Source organism: Pseudonocardia sp. DR1-2, from assembly GCF_023717215.1.
Taxonomy (GTDB): domain Bacteria; phylum Actinomycetota; class Actinomycetes; order Mycobacteriales; family Pseudonocardiaceae; genus Pseudonocardia; species Pseudonocardia alni.
Window position 1 is genome coordinate 272,530 of record NZ_JAMQOF010000003.1, and the last position, 17,827, is coordinate 290,356.

Genomic DNA, 17,827 nt, shown 5'->3' on the forward strand with positions numbered 1-17,827 from the left:
GTGGTCGGCGGGTGGGTGCCGGGCCTCAGCTGCGGCCCAGCACTCCCGGCACCCCGTCGTCCTGCCAGTTGCTGGGATCAGCGGTCAGCGAGGTCTCGCGGGTGCGGTCGTCGTTCTGGTTCATCCCGGCGGCCATCCCGGCCCCCATCGGCATGAACGGTCCGCCCATCGGCGCCCCGCCGGGCATCCCCGCCTCGCCGGCAGCCGGGGACAGCGGGAGGCGTCCGGCGCTCCGGGGGTCCGGGGTGGGGGTCGTGACCGGCAGCGTCGCGATCGCCGCCGCGTCGCCGGTGACCGGCAGCGTCGGCACCCGCACCGCCGGTCCGCCCGACGACACGGACGGCGAGGGCGGCAGGCCCACCGACGACGGCAGCGGGCCGGAACCCGCGCGGACCCGGTCGGACGGCGTGGCCGGGCCGCCTCCGGACGTGGTGGCCTGCAGCGCCTCGACCTCCGGCAGCGACACGGACCCGACCGCGTCCGGACCGGTGGTGCGCCCTGCCTCGCGACGGGTCGCGTCCGTCCGCTCCGTGGCGGGGGACGGCCCGGTCCCGGCCGGGGTCCTGCCCCCGGTCGTACCGCGTCCGAGCACGCCGCCCGCCGCCATCCCGACCAGCCCCCCGGGCAGCGCTCCGCCGTCGTCGACGGACCGGTCCGGGTCGGCCCCGGGCGACTCCGGGGAGAGGGCGCCGGCCGGCGCGGTGACCGTCGCCGGTGTGCCGGTCCGGCTGCTGTCCGACGGGCGCCCCAGCACCCCCGACGGGGCCACGGCCGTGGTCCGCGCGGCAGTCACCGGCGCGGGGGTCACCGGCGCGGACTGCAGCGTCCCGGAGGGGACGGCCGCGGTCCGGACGGCCGCGGGGGCACCGAGGGTCTGGCCACCGAGCGCGAACGCCGTCGGGGCGAGTGCCGTGTCCCCCGGCGCCGTGGGCGATCCGTCCGTGACCTGGCCGGGTGTCGCCGGGAGCGCGGCGGCGCGGATGCCCGCCGCCTCCGGGCCGGGTGTGGTCAGCCCCGGGATCCCGGCCGTCGGGCCCGCCGACCCCGGGTGCACCGCGGTGACCACCTCCGGCTGCGGCGGTGCGGGGGTCGACACCGCGGTCACCGTCGGCGCGCCGGTCGGCGACGACCCCGGTACCGCCGCGATCGGCTGCTGCGCACCGCCCGACGAGGCGAAGGCCGTCTCCACCCGGGCCAGCTCCGCGCGCGCCGCCGCGGCGAAGGTCTCCTCGACCTCGGCCGCCTGCGGGTGGCCGGCCCATGCGGCGCGCTGCTCGCGCAGCGACATCGCCGCGCTGCGGGCGCGCGCGAGCTCGTCGCCGGCGCCGCGCAGGGCGAGCGGCCAGGTCCGGACGGCCTCCAGCGACCGTTCCAGTGCGGCCACCTTCGCCGCGGACTCGGCGGCGAACCCGTCCGCGGTCGCGCCGAGCATCGCCTCCTGGACGCGGCGGGTCTCGCGGCGCAGCCCGTCGCGGGCCGTCTCCAGCTCGACGACGACGGCGTCGACGGCGTCCGCCCGCCGGTACAGCACGTCGGGATCGGCCGCGAGCAGCTGCGCGACGATCGCGTCGAACCCGGTGTCCACCGGAGGCACGGGGGTGGTCACGGTCAGGTCCGTCCGATCACACCGGGTGCGAGATGGTCGGTGTCCTCGTCCCAGATCCCGCCCTCGGCCTGCAGCCAGGTGTGCGGCTCGCGCTCACGCTCCTGACCCATGCCCTGCGGTGACATCCCCGCACCACCCATCGGCATGCCGCCCATCGGCATGCCGCCGCCCATCGGTCCGCCCGCCGCGGCGTTGGCCGCGGGGAGAACCTGCCCCTGGGGAACGCCGCCGGTCGGCACACCGAAGCCGCGTTCGGCGGCGACGTCGGTGTCGAACCGGGCCGAGCTCGGGTCGAGCGCACCCGGGCCGCCACCGGCGCCACCGCCGAGGCCGCCGCCGGCGCCACCGGCACCGTCGTCGGCGCCGCCGCCCGCGCCACCGGACTCACCCATCAGCTCCTCGGCCGACGGCAGGTCCGGCGGCGACACCGGACCGCCCCCGCCCGCGCCGCCCTCCGGGCCGCCCCCGGCACCACCGGCACCGTCGTCCGCGCCGCCACCCGCGCCACCGGACCCACCCATCAGCTCCTCGGCCGACGGCAGGTCCGGCGGGGACGCCGACGACCCACCGCCGGCGCCGTCGCCCTCGGTCGCGGTCCGGGCCCCCGGGTCGTCCCCGACGCCGGTCTTGTCGGCCGCGTCCTGGCCGAGCTCCTCGAAGGCCTTGTCCATCGCGTCCGAGACGCGACCGGGCGGCTCGTCGCCCAGGGCGTCGGTCGCGGTCTTCTTCAGCTCGTCGAGCACGGCCTGGCGGTGCGGGTCGCCGGTGGGGTTGCCGAGGTCGTCGATGGCCTTCTCGACAGCCGCCCTCGCCTGCTCGGGCGTGGCGTCCGGGCCCAGCTCGGCGAGTGCCTTGTTGGCCGCCCCGTGCGCCTGGTCGAGCAGACCACGGTCGTCGGGCCCCAACGCCGTGCCGCCCGTGTCGCCCCCGTCGGCGGCGAGGTCGGAGATCGCCTGGTTCGCGGCCTCCTTGGCCTGGTCGAGGGCGTCGTTGCGGACCGGGTCGTCGGTACGCAGCTCGTCGATCGCCTTGTCGGCGGCCTCCTTCGCGTCCCGCATCGCCTGGTCGTGCGCGGGGTCGCCGCTCTCCTCCCCGGAGCCCGGGCCCCCGCCGGAGCCGCTGCCGTCCCCGGAGCCGCTGCCGTCCCCGGAGCCGCCCTCGGAGACCGGGTCCTGGAGGTCCTCGATGGCCTCGTTCGCGGCCTTCTTCGCGTCCTCCAGCGCCTGGTCGCGCTTGGCCCCCTCGGAGCCGGGTCCGCTGCCGCCACCCGACCCCGGCGACCTCGCACCGCCGCCCGAGCCCGACCCCGGCGAGCCGCCGCCCGGCGAGCCGGTCAGACCTCCGCCCGCGCCCGTCGAGCCGTCGCCGGTGCCGCCGGAGCCGCTGCCCGACAGATCGTCGATCGCCTGGTTCGCCGCGTTCCTGGCGTCCTCGAGCGCCTTGTCGCGTGTGGGGTCGGACGACTCGCCGCGGAGACCGTCGATGGCGTCGCCGGCGGCCTTCTTCGCCTGGTCGAGCGCCGCCTGCCGCTGCGGGTCCGCGGTCGATCCCCCGGCGCCGCCGGTGTCCTCGCCGCCCGTCGACAGGTCGGGGATCTGGGGGGCCGGGACACCCCCGCCCGAGCCCCCGGTCTCGCCGGAGCCGGAGCCGGCGCCGGAGTCGCCACCGCCCGTGCCGCCGCCGGTGCCGCCGCCGGTGCCGCCACCGCCCGCTAGGTCGTCGATGGCCTGGCCCGCCGCGTTCCGGGCGTCGTCCAGCGCCTTGTCGCGGGCGCCGCCACCGGCATTGCCCCCGCCGTGGGCGCCACCGGTGCCGCCGGAACCCGAACCCTCGCCCGAGCCGGAACCCGAACCGGAACCCGAGCCGGACCCGGAACCCTCGCCGTCGCCGAGCCCGTCACCGAGCCCGTCACCGGCACCGCCGACGCCGTCACCGTCGCCGGACCCGGTCTCCAGTTCCTCGACGCGTTCCTCGAGGTCCTCGATCTGCTGCTCCAGCTCCTCGACGGTGGGCGGGGCCGAGTCGGAGTCGGAGTCCGAGTCGGTGTCGTCATCGTCGTCCCCGGAACCGGAGCCCTCGGAGTCGTCATCGTCGTCGTCGGACCCCGAGCCCTCGGAGTCGTCATCGTCGTCGGAGTCCTCGTCGCCCTTCTTGTCGAGCTTGGCGACGGCCTCCTTCGACCCGCGCGCCTTCTCGCCGCGCACGATCTCCAGGGCGGCCATGTCCCCGGCCGCCGTCGAGTAGTCGTCCGCCAGCCCGCCGAGCAGCTTCTGGAGTGCCGTGACGAGCTTGTCCTCGTACTCGTTCTCGATCCGGCGCACCACGTTCTTGTAGGTCTGCACGACGTCGGCGATCAGGGACGAGTCCCCCGCCGCCGCCGCGAGCGTCACGGCCGAGATCGCCTTCGCGCGCACCTTGTCCTGGGCCGCGCGACGGTCCTCCCAGCTCTGCTCGACCGTCTCCCACCACTTGTCCCGGAAGGTGGAGATGTCGGTGCCGACGCCGCGGACGGTGTCGGCGTACTTCTTGTCCGCCAGGACCGCGGCGAAGGCCTTGCTCTCCTTCAGCACGCCGTCGGCGTAGTCCTGGAAGGCCGTCCCGGCCTGTCCCTCCAGTGCCTCGTCGACCTGCTTGACCAGCTTGGCGACGTCGTCGTTGATCGACTGAAGACGTTTCGTGGCCGTCTCGAACTGGTCGCCGAACTTCTTCCACGCCGCCGGGGCGGCGGACTGACCCTCCTGGGGCGCGATGCCCTCGACCTGGAACTGCAACGTCGTCCAGGTCTTGAAGTCCGAGGCGTTGAACGCCGGAGGGGGTGCGGTGTCCTGTCCGGCGAGGCCGAACGCGTCCGAGTCGTCGGCGTCAGGCATCGACGACCTCGTCACCGGGCAGGTCGGTCACCCGCGTGCCGGAGACGACGTCGGTGTCGACCAGGTTGCGGGCGGTGTCGGCGAGGGACGCACCGAACTCCCCGAGCTCGGTGCGGAGCGCGGTGACGTAGCTCAGCAGCTCCTGGGCGCGCGCATCGGACACCCCGTCGAGCTGCTGCGCCGCCGCGAACGGCCCCGAGGGCGACCAGTCCGCGCCGAGCCGGTCCCGGGAGCCGGAGCTCGGGGGCAGCAGGGCACCGACGGCGTCGGCGGATGCGGTGACGGCGCCGACGTCGACGCGGGTCTGATCGGCCATGGTCCTGGGTGTCCTCTCGGGAAGGGTGGAGCCGGCGCGGGCGGCAACCGGGCTCAGGAGTCGGGCCGGTCGTCCTCGTACTCGTCCAGGAACTCGTCGTCGGTGGTGTCCTGGTCGGTGTCCTCGGTCTGGCTGGGGGCGTTGAGCACCTCGTCCTGCGGGACGCTGCCCACGCCCTCCTCGCCCTTGGGCACACCGGTGATGATCTGGCCCTGGGTGTCGTCGTACCCGTCGCCGTCGGAGGTGTTGCTCGCCTCCGACTCGGCGTCGGTGGTGAAGTTGTGCTGCTGGTGCTCGATCTCGTTGGCGCGGTCGACGATCTCGGCGTCGGCGTCGGCGCGCATCTCGTCGATGCGCTTGCCGACGGCGGCCGCGCTGTCGGAGTCGACGTCCACCAGCATCTTCGACACGTCCTTGAGCGAGGGCTCCATCGCCTCGAGGATCGTCTTCATCCGCTTCGCGTGGTCGATCACCGCGTTGCGCCGGTCGTCGACCCGCCGCTCGACGTACTGCGCCACGGAGAACTTGCCCGCGTCCGGCCAGTGCGGGTCGAGGTCGGTGAACGCCTTGATGTCGTCCATCAGCTTGCCGAGCTTGCCCGCCGCCTCGTCGATGGCGGCCCGGTCGACCTTCGTGTGCTCGCCCATCCCTGCTCCGTTCTCCGCAACGGCCGAAGGCCGGTGTCACCCCGACGGGGTGACACCGGCCGGGGCATCAGAACGCGTTGACGCCCGCGCGGTCGGACGCGCGCATGCGCTCCATCGAGTCCATGACCTGACGGTGCAGGTCGTCGATGTACTGGTTCTTGGCCTGCAGCTGCTGCTGGAGCTCGTTGGCGGTGGTGTTGTACTGGTCCGCCGAGGCACCGACGAAGTCCGCGCCGAACAGCTGCTGCACCGCGCTGCGCAGCTGCGAGGTCTCGTCCTGCAGCGTCTGCGCCGAGCGCTTCATCGCCGCGAGCGCTTCCTCGATCTGCTCGTACTGGTAGAACATGGTGTCCATGTGAGGGACTCCTTACCTGGTCAGAGGGGTCGGGCTCAGTTGGCCTGCGGAACGCTGCCGGCGCTCTCGACGTCGGTCTGCATGTTCTCGGTGGCGGCGCGGCGCATGGCCTCACCCATGTGCTGCAGGTCCGCCTGCGCCTTCTTGCCGAACTCCTGCAGGTCGAGCCAGGCCGCGTGGGTCGCCTTCGCCAGCTCGCTCGACGTCGGGTCGAACTGACCCTCGACCTCGGACGCGGCGGTGCGGATGAGCTGCTGTACGCCGTTGCCGGTCTCGTCGTGCTGCGCCGCGGTCGATTCGATCCGCGGCATGTCCGCCTTGGTCAGCGCCATGTTCGTCCTCCGGGTCGGGGCCCGGCCCAGTCCGGCCGAGCCTCCTGGTGCGTTCCGTCGATCGGGTTCCCGACGCCTGAAGTGAATCGGTCCCGATCGCCGGAGACGTAACGGCTTACGTCCGTTCGCCGGATCGGTGGGGATTTCCCCCGCCAAGTCGCATGCGGACGGTCACGACTGCGGTGACCGGGTCTGCAACGCCGGCTCCCGGTCGAGCACCGGGCCGGTCGGCAGCAGCTCCAGCAGCTGCTCGGGCACCGCGACGGCGCTGCCGCCCTGCATGCCGAGCGCGGTCAGCGCCTCGTCGTCGGCGACCGGGAACCGCACCCCGATGTCGGTGACGAGGAACGCCGCCCCGGGCGCGGCTCCCGGCGCGGCCGCCACCCGGGCGAGCACCCCGGACGCGGCCGGGATGCCGATCCGGTCGGCCTGCAGCCCCGGGGTGTGCGTCCCGGCCGGGACGGTGGCCGCCGCGACGGCCGCCGCCGGCAGCGTCCCGATCCGCACCGGGGCGTCGGGATCGGCGACGTCGACCCGGACGCAGGGGATGTCCTCCTGATGGGTCACCACCAGCCGCGGCGGCACCGGGGGCAGGTCACGGCCCAGCTCCGGGCCGGACGACCGCGGCACCGCCGCGATGTCCGCCGGCCCCACACGGACCGTGCTGCCGCCACCCGACATCGCCAGCGCGGCCATCGTGCGGCTGAGCGGGGCGACGCCGTCGGCACGGACGAGGTAGAGGTCGTCGGAGGCGAGCGCGGGGTTGCTGACCTGGTACACCTGCCCGACCCGGCTGGGCTTCCCGGCGATGGTGGGCCCCGGCGCGCCGGGGGCGCCCACCGCCGGGACGCCCAGGTCCGGTCCGGCCGGGACCGCGGCCAGCCAGCCGGGCTGCACGGGTGCCGGAGCGACGTCGTCGTAGCCGAGGGCGGCGGCGACGCCCGCCCCGCCGAGCCGGTAGCGCCGGCCCTGCCAGACCAGGCTCTCCTGGCCGTCGGGGGTGGCGACGAGCAGCCCCTCGTCGTCCGCCGGCTCGGGACCCGCCGGGGCGCCGAGCAGCAGCGACAGGGTCGGCGGTCCGACGGTGCCCGCGGCGGGCGGGCTCGCGCACACCGTCCACGGGGACCGGTTCAGCGACGCCGCGGCGGGCACCGAGTCCGGCGCGTCGGGGATGCCGATCGGTGCCCCCACCGGGGTCCCGGCCAGCGACGCCGCCGACACCGACGTCGGTGCCGCGGTCGACCCGCTCGCCAGCCGTGCCGAGGCCAGGTTGAGCACCGGGTGCAGCGTCCCGTTGAGATAGACGAACCGGGCCCCGGAGGTCTTCTCCGTGACGATCGCGCCCGCCGTCCGCCACGAGGTGTTCCCGCCCGGCTTGAACAGCCCGTACACCCCGAACCCGGCGCAGAGGACGGCCGCGACCAGCACCCCGATGGCGAACCCGGTGCTGAGCCGCCGCCCCGGCGGACGGACGACGTCCGGCCGGCCGTGCGTGACCGCGGAGGTCATCCGCCCGACGACGTAGAAGTAGGCCTGGACCTGGTCCCGACGCGACTGCACCTGCTCAGCCCGCCAGTCCGCGCATCCAGGCGAACACGCCCAGCACCTGCAGCAGCAGCGGGAGCACCGCGACCGCCGTCAGCGACTCGACGATCTCGACGGCCCGCCCCCAGTACGGCCGCAGACGGTGGCCGGGCAGCCGCTCGGCCGAGACGGCGAGCACCGCGCCCGCGGCGAGCACGGGCAGCCACAGCCCCAGCACCCGCGCGGTCGGCGACAGGACCGGGGCGACCCCGACCGCGCACACCACCAGCGCGGTGACCACCGGTGCGAGCACCGCCCACCGGGCCACCACGGAGTCCAGGTGCCGTGCGCGCAGTGCCATCAGCGCCGCGACGACGAGCACGAACACCACCGCCCAGACGGTGGCCTCGACGAGCACCAGGGGCAGCAGCACGAGCTGCGCCGCCCCCAGCCCGACGTGCAGGGCCGCGGTGTACCCGACCGTCGCGGTCCCCCGCTCGACGACGAGCGCGTAGGGCACCGGCTCGACGTCGTCGGAGAGCTGCTCGGGCTCCCCGGGCAGCAGCGGCAGCTGCAGGCCGGACAGCCGGAAGGCGGTGGACGGGACGAACACCCCGGCCACCAGCGACAGCACCACCGCGATCGCCGCGGCCTTGGGCGCGGACACCCCGCCCAGCGCCCCGGCCAGGCCCGCCGCGGCCGTGACCAGGCCCGCCGTCGCGGCCCCGACGAACAGCAGCGCACCGTCCGCGACGAGCGCCGTCCCGACGGCGAGCGCCATCAGGCCCAGCGCGGCCGCGCAGGCGACCACGGTCATCACCGGTGCGGACGGCTCGATGAGGCGGATCAGCAGCACACCGGCGGTGGCGGCGTAGCAGACGGCGACGCCCGCCAGGCCGGCCGCGGGCACCGTCCCGACGCCGCTGCGCGCGACCAGCCCCGCCGCTCCCAGCAGCACCACCGCGATGGCCCCGGCCAGCGCGAGCGCCAGCGCCGGGACGGTGACCTGCAGGACCAGCGGGACCCCGGTCAGCAGTGCGAGTGCCGCCAGGAGCCGGAGCATCGCCCGGGTCCGGCTGTCGTTCCACGACCAGGGATGGGTGCGGACCTGCTCGCCCACGCCGTCCACGACGTCGTCGTAGTCGATGGGGGCCAGCCCGTCGGCCCGTGGCCGGACGTGCACCACCTCCCCGTCGCGCAGGCCCAGCTCGCCGGTCGTGCGTTCCTCGTCGAACGGCGGGTCACCCAGCCGTTGCAGGACCCAGCCCTCGTGCTCGGCGCCCTGCTCGATCGCCTCGCCACCGAAGTGCGGCAGCACCGCGGGCAGCAGGTCGGCGAGCGGCACCTCGGCCGGCACCGTGATGTCCGCGGACTTCTCACCGAGGACGAAACGTAGCCGGGCCGAGCTGCGTGTGCGATGCTGGATCTGCTCTTGCGTCACGGTTCCTCGGGTCCTCTCCTGCCAGGGTGTCGACCACCGCGAACCGCCCGGAACGCTAGGTCCGCCCCCACGCACGCGTGCGGCGCCGCGGCCCCGCCCGGGCTTTCCAGGGGAGATCACCCACGAAGGGGAAGCGCGTGAGCACCGAACTGTTCGCCCGACGGGCGCGCCGTCAGAAGCCCCCTGTGCCCGACGAGACCGTCGAGATCCAGGAGCCGCCCGCGGTCCCCGAGGAGTCGGGCGGGGGCATGAGCTCGGCGCTCATGTACGCGCCGATGGGGCTCGGCTCGCTGGCCATGGTGATGATGTTCGTCCGCCCCGGCGGCGGTCCGCTGATCTACGTCGGCGGCGGCCTGATGGTGCTCTCCGCCATGGGCATGATGCTGGTCGGGTTGCTGCGCAACTCCGTCAACCACAAGCAGAAGCTGCACGGGCTGCGCCGCGACTACGTCCGCTACCTCACCCAGCTGCGTGGCCGGGTCCGCCGCTCGCTGGCCGCCCAGCAGACGGCCGCGAAGTGGCTGCACCCCGATCCGCGCTCGCTGTGGTCGATCGCGCTGGGCTACCGGCTGTGGGAGCGCCGTCCCTCGCACGACGACTTCGGCGAGATCCGCATCGGGCTGGGGACCCGGCGCTCGTCGCTGGCGCTCAAGCCGCCGGAGACCAAGCCCGTGGAGGACCTGGAACCGCTGTCGGCGCACGCGCTCCGCCGCTTCCTGCGCGCCTACTCCACCGTCCCCAACGCCCCGATCGCCGTCTACGTCCGCGGGTTCGCCCAGATCCAGATGACCGGCGACGAGGAGGCCGTCCTCGGTCTGGCCCGGGCCCTGCTGGCCCAGCTCGTCACCGCGCACGGACCCGCCGACCTGCGGGTCGCGGTGGCCTGCAGCGACGAGAACCGGCACCGCTGGGACTGGTGCAAGTGGCTGCCGCACGGCCAGGACCCCGACGCTCCCGACGCCGCCGGTGCTCGGCGGATCGTGACCGACAGCCTGGCCGAGGCGGAGGACCTGCTCGGCGGTCCGGCGTTCGCCGGCCGCCCGCGGTTCGAGGCGGGGTCCCCGGTCACCGCGACCGAGCCGCTGGTCGTGCTGGTCCTCGACGGGGTCGGCGTGCACCCGGAGCACCGCTGCGTGCTGGAAGGTTACCGCAACACGGTGCTCCTGGACGTCGGCGGCTCGCTGCCGTGGACCCAGCGCGCCGACGCGCTGTTCCTGGAGGTCGACCCGGACGAGGTCCGCACCGTGGTCTTCGACCGGCTCGGCCGCCCGCGGCCACGGCCGCTCTGCCGCCCGGACCGGCTGGGACCGGCCGGGGCCGCGGCGCTGGCCCGCACCGTGGCCCGGTTCCGGATCGGGACCGCGACCGGGACGACCGAGGAGCCGCTGGCCTCGGACTACGACCTCGCCGCGCTGCTCGGGCTCGGCGACGTCCGGACCTTCGACCCGGTCCGTTACCGCAGCGGCCGGGCGGGCGCCAAGCGACGGCTGCGGGTGCCGATCGGCATCTCCGCCGCCGGTGCGCCGCTCGAGCTGGACCTCAAGGAGTCCGCCGAGGACGGCATGGGCCCGCACGGCATGTGCATCGGCGCGACCGGGTCGGGCAAGTCCGAGCTGCTGCGGACGCTGGTGCTCGCGCTGGCGACGACGCACACCTCCGAGGACCTCAACTTCGTGCTCGTCGACTTCAAGGGCGGTGCCGCCTTCCTCGGGTTCGACGCGCTGCCCCACACGTCCGCGGTGATCACGAACCTGGAGGACGAGCTGGAGCTCGTCGACCGGATGCAGGACGCGCTGACCGGTGAGCTGAACCGCCGCCAGGAGCACCTGCGCCGGTTCGAGTACGCCTCGCGTCGCGACTACGAGGCCGCCCGCGCCGCCGGGGCGCCGCTGGAGCCGATGCCCGCGCTGCTCGTCGTCGTCGACGAGTTCAGCGAGATGCTGTCCTCCAAGCCGGAGTTCGTCGACGTGTTCGCCATGATCGGACGGCTGGGCCGCAGCCTCGGGGTGCACCTGCTGCTGGCCAGCCAGCGCCTCGACGAGGGCAGGATCTCCAAGGTCGAGACGCACCTGTCCTACCGGATCGGCCTGCGCACCTTCTCCGCCGGGGACAGCCGCAGCATCATCGGCGTCCCGGACGCCTACGAGCTTCCGTCGGCCCCCGGCAACGGCTACCTGCGTCCGGACACCCAGACCCTGCTGCGGTTCAAGGGCGCCTACTCCTCGGCGACCTACCGGCCGGCCCGGCGGCGCCGGCGCCGCGACGACGTCGAGCAGCAGGTGGTGGCCTTCGGTACCGAGTACCTCCCGCCGCCGGCCCTCCCAGAGGCCGACGAACCGGAGCCCGAGGAGCCCACCGAGACCCGCGCCATGATCGACGTGCTGCTGGGGCGGCTGACCGGTATCGGGCCGCGGGCCCACCAGGTGTGGCTGCCGCCGCTCGTCGTCCCGGCCGCGCTGGACCAGCTGCTCCCCCCGCTGGTCGACGACCCGGAGCTGGGGCTGCGCGCCGTCGGCGCCCTGGACTCGGGCACCCTGCGCGCCCCGGTCGGGCTGATCGACCTGCCGGCCCAGCAGCGGCGCGAGCTGCTGACCGCCGACCTGTCCGGGGCCGGCGGCAACGTCGGCGTCGTCGGCGGGCCGCAGACCGGCAAGTCCACCCTGCTGCGCACGGTGATCTCGTCGCTGGCGCTGACCCACTCCGCCGCGCAGGTGCAGTTCTACTGCCTCGACTTCGGCGGCACGCTGTCGTCGCTGTCCGGGCTGCCGCACATGGGCTCGGTCGCGAACCGGCTCGACCGGGACCGGGTCACCCGCACGGTGCTGGAGGTGACCAACCTGCTGGCCCGGCGGGAGGCCCTGTTCGCCGAGCACAACATCGACTCCATGGCGACCTACCGGCGGGCCCGGCGCGCGGGCCGCTTCCTCGACGAGGACCCCTACGGCGACGTCATGCTCGTCGTCGACGGCTGGTACACGGTCCGTCAGGACTACGACGAGCTGGAGGAACGGTTCCAGGAGCTGGCCGCGCGCGGGCTCGGCTTCGGCATCCACCTGATCATCGCCTCCAACCGGTGGGCGGAGATGCGCCCCTGGCTGCGCGACGTCCTCGGCACCCGCTTCGAGCTGCGTCTCGGTGACCCGGTCGACTCCGAGGTCGGGAGCCGGGTGGCGGCGACCGTCCCGGAGGGACGGCCGGGGCGCGGCCTCACCCGCGACCGCCTGCACTTCCTGGCCGCGCTGCCCCGTATCGACGGGTCCGGCGCCACGGACGACCTGTCCGAGGCGACCGTCGAGCTCACCGAGGCCCTCACCACGCCCCGGGCACCGGTCGCCCCGCCGGTACGGCTGCTGCCCGGGCGGCTCGCGCCCGCGGACCTGCCCGCACCCACGGCGGTCAGCGCCACCGCCGAGATGCGGATGGCGCTGGGCGTCGAGGAGACCCGGCTCGGCGTGCAGTGGTGGGACCTCGACACCAGCCCGCACCTGCTGGTCTACGGCGACACCGAGACCGGGAAGACGGGTCTGCTGCGCCACATCGCGCGCAGCGTCGCCGCCCACCACACCCCCGACGACGTCCGGATCGTGTTCGGCGACGTGCGCCGCGAGCTCTACGACGCGGTCGGGCAGGAGTACCATCAGGACTACTCGGTCGGCGTCGACGCCCTGACCACGGCGCTGCGGACGGTCGGGGAGACGCTGCGGGCCCGGGTCCCCGGACCGGACATCACCCCGGACCGGCTGCCGCGCAGGGACTGGTGGACCGGCCCGCGCTACTACGTGCTGGTCGACGACTTCGAGCTGATGGAGGGCGGGATGGGCGCCGGCGCGCTCGAGCCGCTGGTGCCGCTGCTCGCCCAGGGCGCCGACATCGGCCTGCACCTGGTGATCGCCCGCAGCACCGGCGGCGCGTCGCGGTCGATGATGAACGCCGGGATCCGGCGCATGTGGGAGCTGGGTTCTCCCGCGCTGCTGCTGTCCTGCCCGCGCGAGGAGGGGCGCTTCCTGGGGACGGTGCGGCCGCGCACCCTGCCGCCCGGGCGGGGCCAGTTCGTCGACCGCAGGCGCTCGGTGCGCCTGGTGCAGACACCCCGCACCGACGGCGGGTGACCGGCCCGGCGCCGGCGTGGCGGGTACCGCGCCGGCACCGGGTCAGCCGAGCTGGTTGGTCGCGAACAGCTCCGTGATGTGGCCGCCGAGCCGCTCCCAGTGCTGCCCCGACGAGGCCGCGGCGGCCGCGCCGTCGCCGGAGGCGCAGAGGTCCACGAACGCGTCGTGGTGCTCGATGGTGTTCCGGCCGCCCAGCAGCGTGGAGAACTTCCGGTAGAGGATCCGGTGGATCTGCGGGTGCAGCTGCTCGACGATCCGGGTCAGCGTCGGGTTGTCCGCGACGCGCAGCGGCACGCCGTGGAAGCGGTCGTCGGCGTCGAGGGCGGCGTCGGTGTCGTCGGTGTCCACCGCGCGCTCGAAGTCGCGGTTGGCGGCGCGCATCTCCTCGAGGTCGGCCGCGGTCATCCGGGGCACCGCCGTGCCGACGGCCAGGGTGTCCAGCGCCCGCAGCACCGCCAGGGCGCGCTCGGCGTCGGTCCGGTCCAGCGGGGTGATGCGGGTGTAGACACCGGGCTTGGCCTCGACCAGCCCGGTGTCGGCCAACCGGTTGAGCGCCTCCCGCACCGGGGTCCGGCTCAAGCCGAACCGCTCGGCGAGCTCGGTGTCGCGGACCTTCTCCCCCGGCGCCAGCTCGAAGTGGACGATGGCGTCGCGCAGCCGCGCGAACACCTCGTCACTGAGCAGGCGACGCGGGACGGGAACGATCTGCATGCAGCACACGATATATCAACGACACGTTAAATCGGTGCGGTCAGCGCCACCATCGCCCGGGCCAGGATCCGTGCCGGGTCCAGCAGCGGCACCGTGACGTCGGTCGTGGCCAGGCACAGCGGGATCTCCGTGCACCCGGCCACGACCGCCTCCGCACCGGCCCGGGCGAGCCGGTCGGCGACCGCGGCCAGGGCCGCGGTCTCGGCCGCACCGCGACGACCGGCCTTGATCGACAGGATCGCCGTCATCACGGCCCGCTGGTCGCGGGCGTCGGGCACGATCACCTCGACCCCCCTGCGGTGCAGCCAGTCCTGGTAGAGCCCGGTCCCGACGGTCCCGTCGGTCGCGAGCAGGCCCGCGCACCGGACGGGCGGCGCCGCGCCGGCCAGGGACCGGGCGACCTCGTCGATCATGTGGACGACCGGGACGTCGACGTACTGCAGCAGCGCCGGCACGAACGCGTGGGCGGTGTTGCAGGGGATGGCGATGTGCGTCGCGCCGGCCTCCTGGAGCTTCTCCGCGCCCGCGCGCAACCAGGGCAGCGGGTCGGGGCCGCGCCCCTGCAGGCTCTCGGTCCGGTCGGGCACCGTCGGGTCGGACCAGATGACGACCCGGCGGTGCTCCTGGTCCCGCGACGCGGGGGTCGCGTCCACGAGCTTGGTGTAGAAGTCCGCGGTGGCCGCGGGGCCCATGCCGCCCAGGATCCCGATCACCGGGACGTCCGGTGCGCCGGGCCCGGCCGGGCCCCGCGCCGCGACCGGAGCCGGGGCGGGCCCCGGCCCGGTCGCGCGCGGGGCGCGTTCCGGGGCGATCATCAGCGCTGCGACCCCTGGGTCGCGTCGACCCGCTCGTCCGGGGCGGGTGTCCCCGCACGGTCCGCCGTGACCGGCGACGGGTGCCCCTCGTCGGCCCCGGCCGGTGCCGACGGTGCGGGTCCGCCGGCCGCGGCCCCCGGGGACCCGTCGGTCCCGGCGCCGCCGGCCGGGTCGGCGTCGGCCGCGGCGGCCGCGTCGAGGTCGGCGGGCAGCGGCTCACCGCGGCGGCGGGCGCCCCGGATCTCCGACCTGTCGATGACGGCGGCGGCGAGCGAGTTGCCGACGACGTTCACCCCGGTGCGGGCCATGTCGACGATGAAGTCGACACCCAGCAGGAGTGCCACGCCCTCGGGCGGCAGCCCGATCGTCGTGCTCGCGGCGAGCAGCACGACCACCGACGCGGAGGCGACCCCGGCCATGCCCTTCGACAGCACGACGAGCACACCGACCATCAGCAGCAGGCTGCCCCAGGAGGTGTCGAGACCGAAGGCGTTCGCGATGAACACGAGGGCGACGGCCTGGTAGAGCACGGAGCCGTCGGTGTTGAAGGAGTAGCCCAGCGGGACCACGAACGACGAGGTCGAGCGGCTCACCCCGAACTTCTCGAGCCGGCCCAGCAGCGGCGCCAGCACCGCCTCCGAGCTGCGAGTGACGAACGCCAGCCCGGCCAGGTCACCGATCGAGCGCAGCATCGCGACGTAGCGGACGCCGTAGATCGCCGCGATGACCGGGAAGACGACACCGAGGACGAGGATCAGCCCCAGGTAGACCACGCCCACGAAGCCGAGCAGGCTCACCAGGTTGCCGAAGCCGTAGTGCGCGACGTCGTAGGCGATGAACCCGAGCACGCCCAGCGGCGCGAACGCGATGACGTAGCCGACGACCTTGAACATGGCCCCGGCGAAGGAGTCGAGGACGTCGTTGACCGGACGTGCCTTCTCCCCGAGCGCGGCCAGCGCGATGCCCACCAGCGTCGCGAACACGATGACGCCGAGCAGGTTGCCCTCGGCGAACGCCTGGAACACGTTCTTGGGGATCGCGTGCAGGAGCAGCTCGTGGAAGTCCACGCCCTGCTGGAGGTTGCCCACCGCGGCCGCGTCGCCGCCCGAGGTCGGGGCGCCGACACCGAGGTCGAACGCCTTCGCCAGGCCGACCGCGAGCAGCAGGATGACCGTGGTGACGATCTCGAAGTAGAGGATCGACTTGCCGGCGATGCGGCCGACCTTCTTGACCGACTCCATCCGCGAGATGCCCAGCACGATCAGCGGGAACACCAGGGGGACGACGACCATCTGGACCGCGTTCAGGAACGCGTCACCGAGGATCTTCAACCCCTCGCCGACGACCGGGAACGCCCAGCCGACCGCTGCTCCGAGGGCGACCGCGATCAGCGACTGGACACCGATCGGGTAGCGCCAGAACCGCCAGTGCAGGCGTGCGGCCACGGAGCCGCGGCCGGCAGGTGGCTGCGGTGGCTCCGGGGGCGCCGACGGCGTCGGGGACACGGCCATTGTGACTCCTCGCTGCTGTTTGCGTGCAGTATATTGCACTCTGGGCTTTGCGCTTCGCATCCAACATTGAGTAGTCTGGCAGCCGTTGTCAAGAGTGGGGAGCAGCCATGAACGCGATGACGCGTACGGAGGGGGATTCCCTCGGCACGGTCGAGGTGCCCGCGGACGCCTACTGGGGGGTGCACACCGCACGGGCGGTCGCCAACTTCGCCGTCACCGGCGAGACGATCGGTGGTTTCCCCCGGCTGGTGCACGCCCTGGCCGCGGTGAAGGAGGCGGCCGCCCTGGCCAACCGGGACCTCGGGCGGCTGGACGGGCGCCGGGCCGACGCGATCGTCGCGGCCTGCCGGGAGCTGCGCGCGGGCGCGCTGGCCGACCAGTTCCCGATCGACCCGATCCAGGGCGGGGCGGGGACCTCGACCAACATGAACGCCAACGAGGTCGTCGCGAACCGGGCACTGGAGCTGCTCGGGCACGAGCGGGGCGACTACGCCGAGCTGGACCCGCTGACGCACGTCAACCTGGGCCAGTCGACCAACGACGTCTACCCGACGGCGATCCGGCTCTGCATCCTGACCCACCTGCGCGAGCTGGTCGCCGGTCTGGAGCACCTCGCCGCGGCGTTCGCGCGCAAGTCCGAGGAGTTCCACGACGTCGTGAAGATGGGGCGCACCCAGCTCCAGGACGCGGTCCCGATGACGCTGGGCCAGGAGTTCCACACCTACACCACGATGCTGCGCGAGGACTGTGCGCGGCTGCGTGAGGCGGCCGCCCTGCTGTGCGAGAGCAACCTCGGCGGCACGGCGATCGGGACCGGCATCAACGGCCACCCCGACTACGCCCGGGTGGCCTGCGCGCACCTGCGCGACATCACCGGCGAGGAGGTCGTCCCGGCGGGCGACCCCATCGAGGCGACCCAGGACTGCGGGGCGTTCGTGCAGGTCTCCGGCGTCCTGAAGCGGGTCGCGGTGAAGCTGTCCAAGGTCTGCAACGACCTGCGCCTGACCTCGTCGGGCCCGTCGGTCGGGTTGGCCGAGATCAACCTGCCGCCGGCCCAGGCCGGATCGTCGATCATGCCGGGGAAGGTCAACCCGGTCATCCCCGAGATGGTCAACCAGGTGGCGTTCGAGGTCATCGGCAACGACCTGACCGTCACCATGGCCGCCGAGGCCGGGCAGCTGCAGCTCAACGCCTTCGAACCGATCATCGTCTACGGGCTGATGCGGTCGACCTCGCACCTGGAGGCCGCGGCGCGGACGCTGGCGGACCGCTGCGTCGACGGGATCACGGCGAACCGTGAGCACCTGGAGCAGGGCGTGCGCGGATCGGTCGGGATCGTCACGGCGCTGTCCCCCGCGCTGGGGTACGCCACGAGCGCGGAGATCGCGAAGGAGTCGCTGGCCACCGGGCGCCCGGTCGGCGACATCGCGGTGTCCCGGGGGCTGCTCGACGCCACGCGGGTCGACGAGCTGCTCTCCCCCGCCGCGCTCACCGGGCTGGCCGCTCCGGCCCGGTCGCTGCCACGCGACCTGGACGCCGCCCTGCACTGACCGCCGCTCCGGCACGGGCCCCGGTGCGCGGTCGACGACC

13 protein-coding genes are annotated in these 17,827 nt (G+C 74.4%); 2 read left to right on the plus strand and 11 right to left on the minus strand.

Going from position 1 to position 17,827, the window contains the following annotated elements; all coding sequences use genetic code 11:
* Nucleotides 1–25: 25 nt before the first annotated feature.
* The 8 genes from ND486_RS10130 to eccD form a co-directional block, all read right to left on the minus strand.
* On the minus strand, nucleotides 26–1,606 hold the full coding sequence (locus ND486_RS10130; RefSeq protein ID WP_251784042.1) for a hypothetical protein: 1,581 nt from the start codon (nucleotides 1,604–1,606) through the stop codon (nucleotides 26–28).
* A 2-nt stretch (nucleotides 1,607–1,608) separates the two neighbouring features.
* Complete coding sequence (locus tag ND486_RS29005) at nucleotides 1,609–4,476, minus strand: hypothetical protein (RefSeq protein ID WP_285898496.1); 2,868 nt, start codon at nucleotides 4,474–4,476, stop codon at nucleotides 1,609–1,611.
* Nucleotides 4,469–4,792, minus strand: coding sequence for a hypothetical protein (locus ND486_RS10140; protein ID WP_208823460.1), 324 nt, complete (start codon nucleotides 4,790–4,792; stop codon nucleotides 4,469–4,471). The genes ND486_RS29005 and ND486_RS10140 overlap by 8 nt, the downstream gene beginning before the upstream one ends.
* A gap of 53 nt (nucleotides 4,793–4,845) precedes the next feature.
* Entirely contained in the window at nucleotides 4,846–5,439 is a 594-nt protein-coding gene (locus tag ND486_RS10145; RefSeq protein ID WP_251784044.1) for a hypothetical protein, read from the minus strand.
* Nucleotides 5,440–5,506: 67 nt separating this feature from the next.
* Entirely contained in the window at nucleotides 5,507–5,794 is a 288-nt protein-coding gene (locus ND486_RS10150; RefSeq protein WP_208823481.1) for a WXG100 family type VII secretion target, read from the minus strand.
* Nucleotides 5,795–5,829: 35 nt separating this feature from the next.
* The gene (locus tag ND486_RS10155; RefSeq protein ID WP_208823483.1) at nucleotides 5,830–6,126 is read right to left on the minus strand and encodes a type VII secretion target; all 297 of its coding nucleotides are present in this window, start codon (nucleotides 6,124–6,126) and stop codon (nucleotides 5,830–5,832) included.
* 171 nt (nucleotides 6,127–6,297) lie between these two features.
* Nucleotides 6,298–7,686, minus strand: coding sequence for a type VII secretion protein EccB (gene eccB / locus ND486_RS10160; RefSeq protein ID WP_251784046.1), 1,389 nt, complete (start codon nucleotides 7,684–7,686; stop codon nucleotides 6,298–6,300).
* Nucleotides 7,687–7,690: 4 nt separating this feature from the next.
* Nucleotides 7,691–9,091 (minus strand): type VII secretion integral membrane protein EccD, encoded by a 1,401-nt coding sequence (eccD, locus tag ND486_RS10165; RefSeq protein WP_251784048.1) that lies wholly within the window; start codon nucleotides 9,089–9,091, stop codon nucleotides 7,691–7,693.
* A gap of 137 nt (nucleotides 9,092–9,228) precedes the next feature.
* On the opposite strand from eccD, the gene eccCa reads away from it, so the two are divergent.
* Nucleotides 9,229–13,200, plus strand: a complete 3,972-nt coding sequence (gene eccCa, locus ND486_RS10170) for a type VII secretion protein EccCa (RefSeq protein WP_251784050.1) — start codon at nucleotides 9,229–9,231, stop codon at nucleotides 13,198–13,200.
* A gap of 42 nt (nucleotides 13,201–13,242) precedes the next feature.
* Here eccCa and ND486_RS10175 read toward each other — a convergent pair whose 3' ends face one another.
* From ND486_RS10175 to ND486_RS10185, 3 genes are read right to left on the minus strand one after another with little or no spacing between them, the layout of a single operon-like run.
* A complete protein-coding gene (locus tag ND486_RS10175) occupies nucleotides 13,243–13,911 on the minus strand; it encodes a GntR family transcriptional regulator (protein WP_178376228.1) in 669 nt (222 codons plus the stop codon).
* Nucleotides 13,912–13,937: 26 nt separating this feature from the next.
* Nucleotides 13,938–14,726: an aspartate/glutamate racemase family protein gene (locus tag ND486_RS10180; protein WP_251784052.1), complete on the minus strand. Its 789-nt coding sequence runs from the start codon at nucleotides 14,724–14,726 to the stop codon at nucleotides 13,938–13,940.
* The gene (locus ND486_RS10185) at nucleotides 14,726–16,237 is read right to left on the minus strand and encodes a dicarboxylate/amino acid:cation symporter (RefSeq protein WP_251784054.1); all 1,512 of its coding nucleotides are present in this window, start codon (nucleotides 16,235–16,237) and stop codon (nucleotides 14,726–14,728) included. Before ND486_RS10185 ends, ND486_RS10180 begins: the two co-directional genes overlap by 1 nt.
* 116 nt (nucleotides 16,238–16,353) lie before the next feature.
* On the opposite strand from ND486_RS10185, the gene ND486_RS10190 reads away from it, so the two are divergent.
* The gene (locus tag ND486_RS10190) at nucleotides 16,354–17,787 is read left to right on the plus strand and encodes an aspartate ammonia-lyase (RefSeq protein ID WP_251784428.1); all 1,434 of its coding nucleotides are present in this window, start codon (nucleotides 16,354–16,356) and stop codon (nucleotides 17,785–17,787) included.
* Nucleotides 17,788–17,827: the final 40 nt, after the last annotated feature.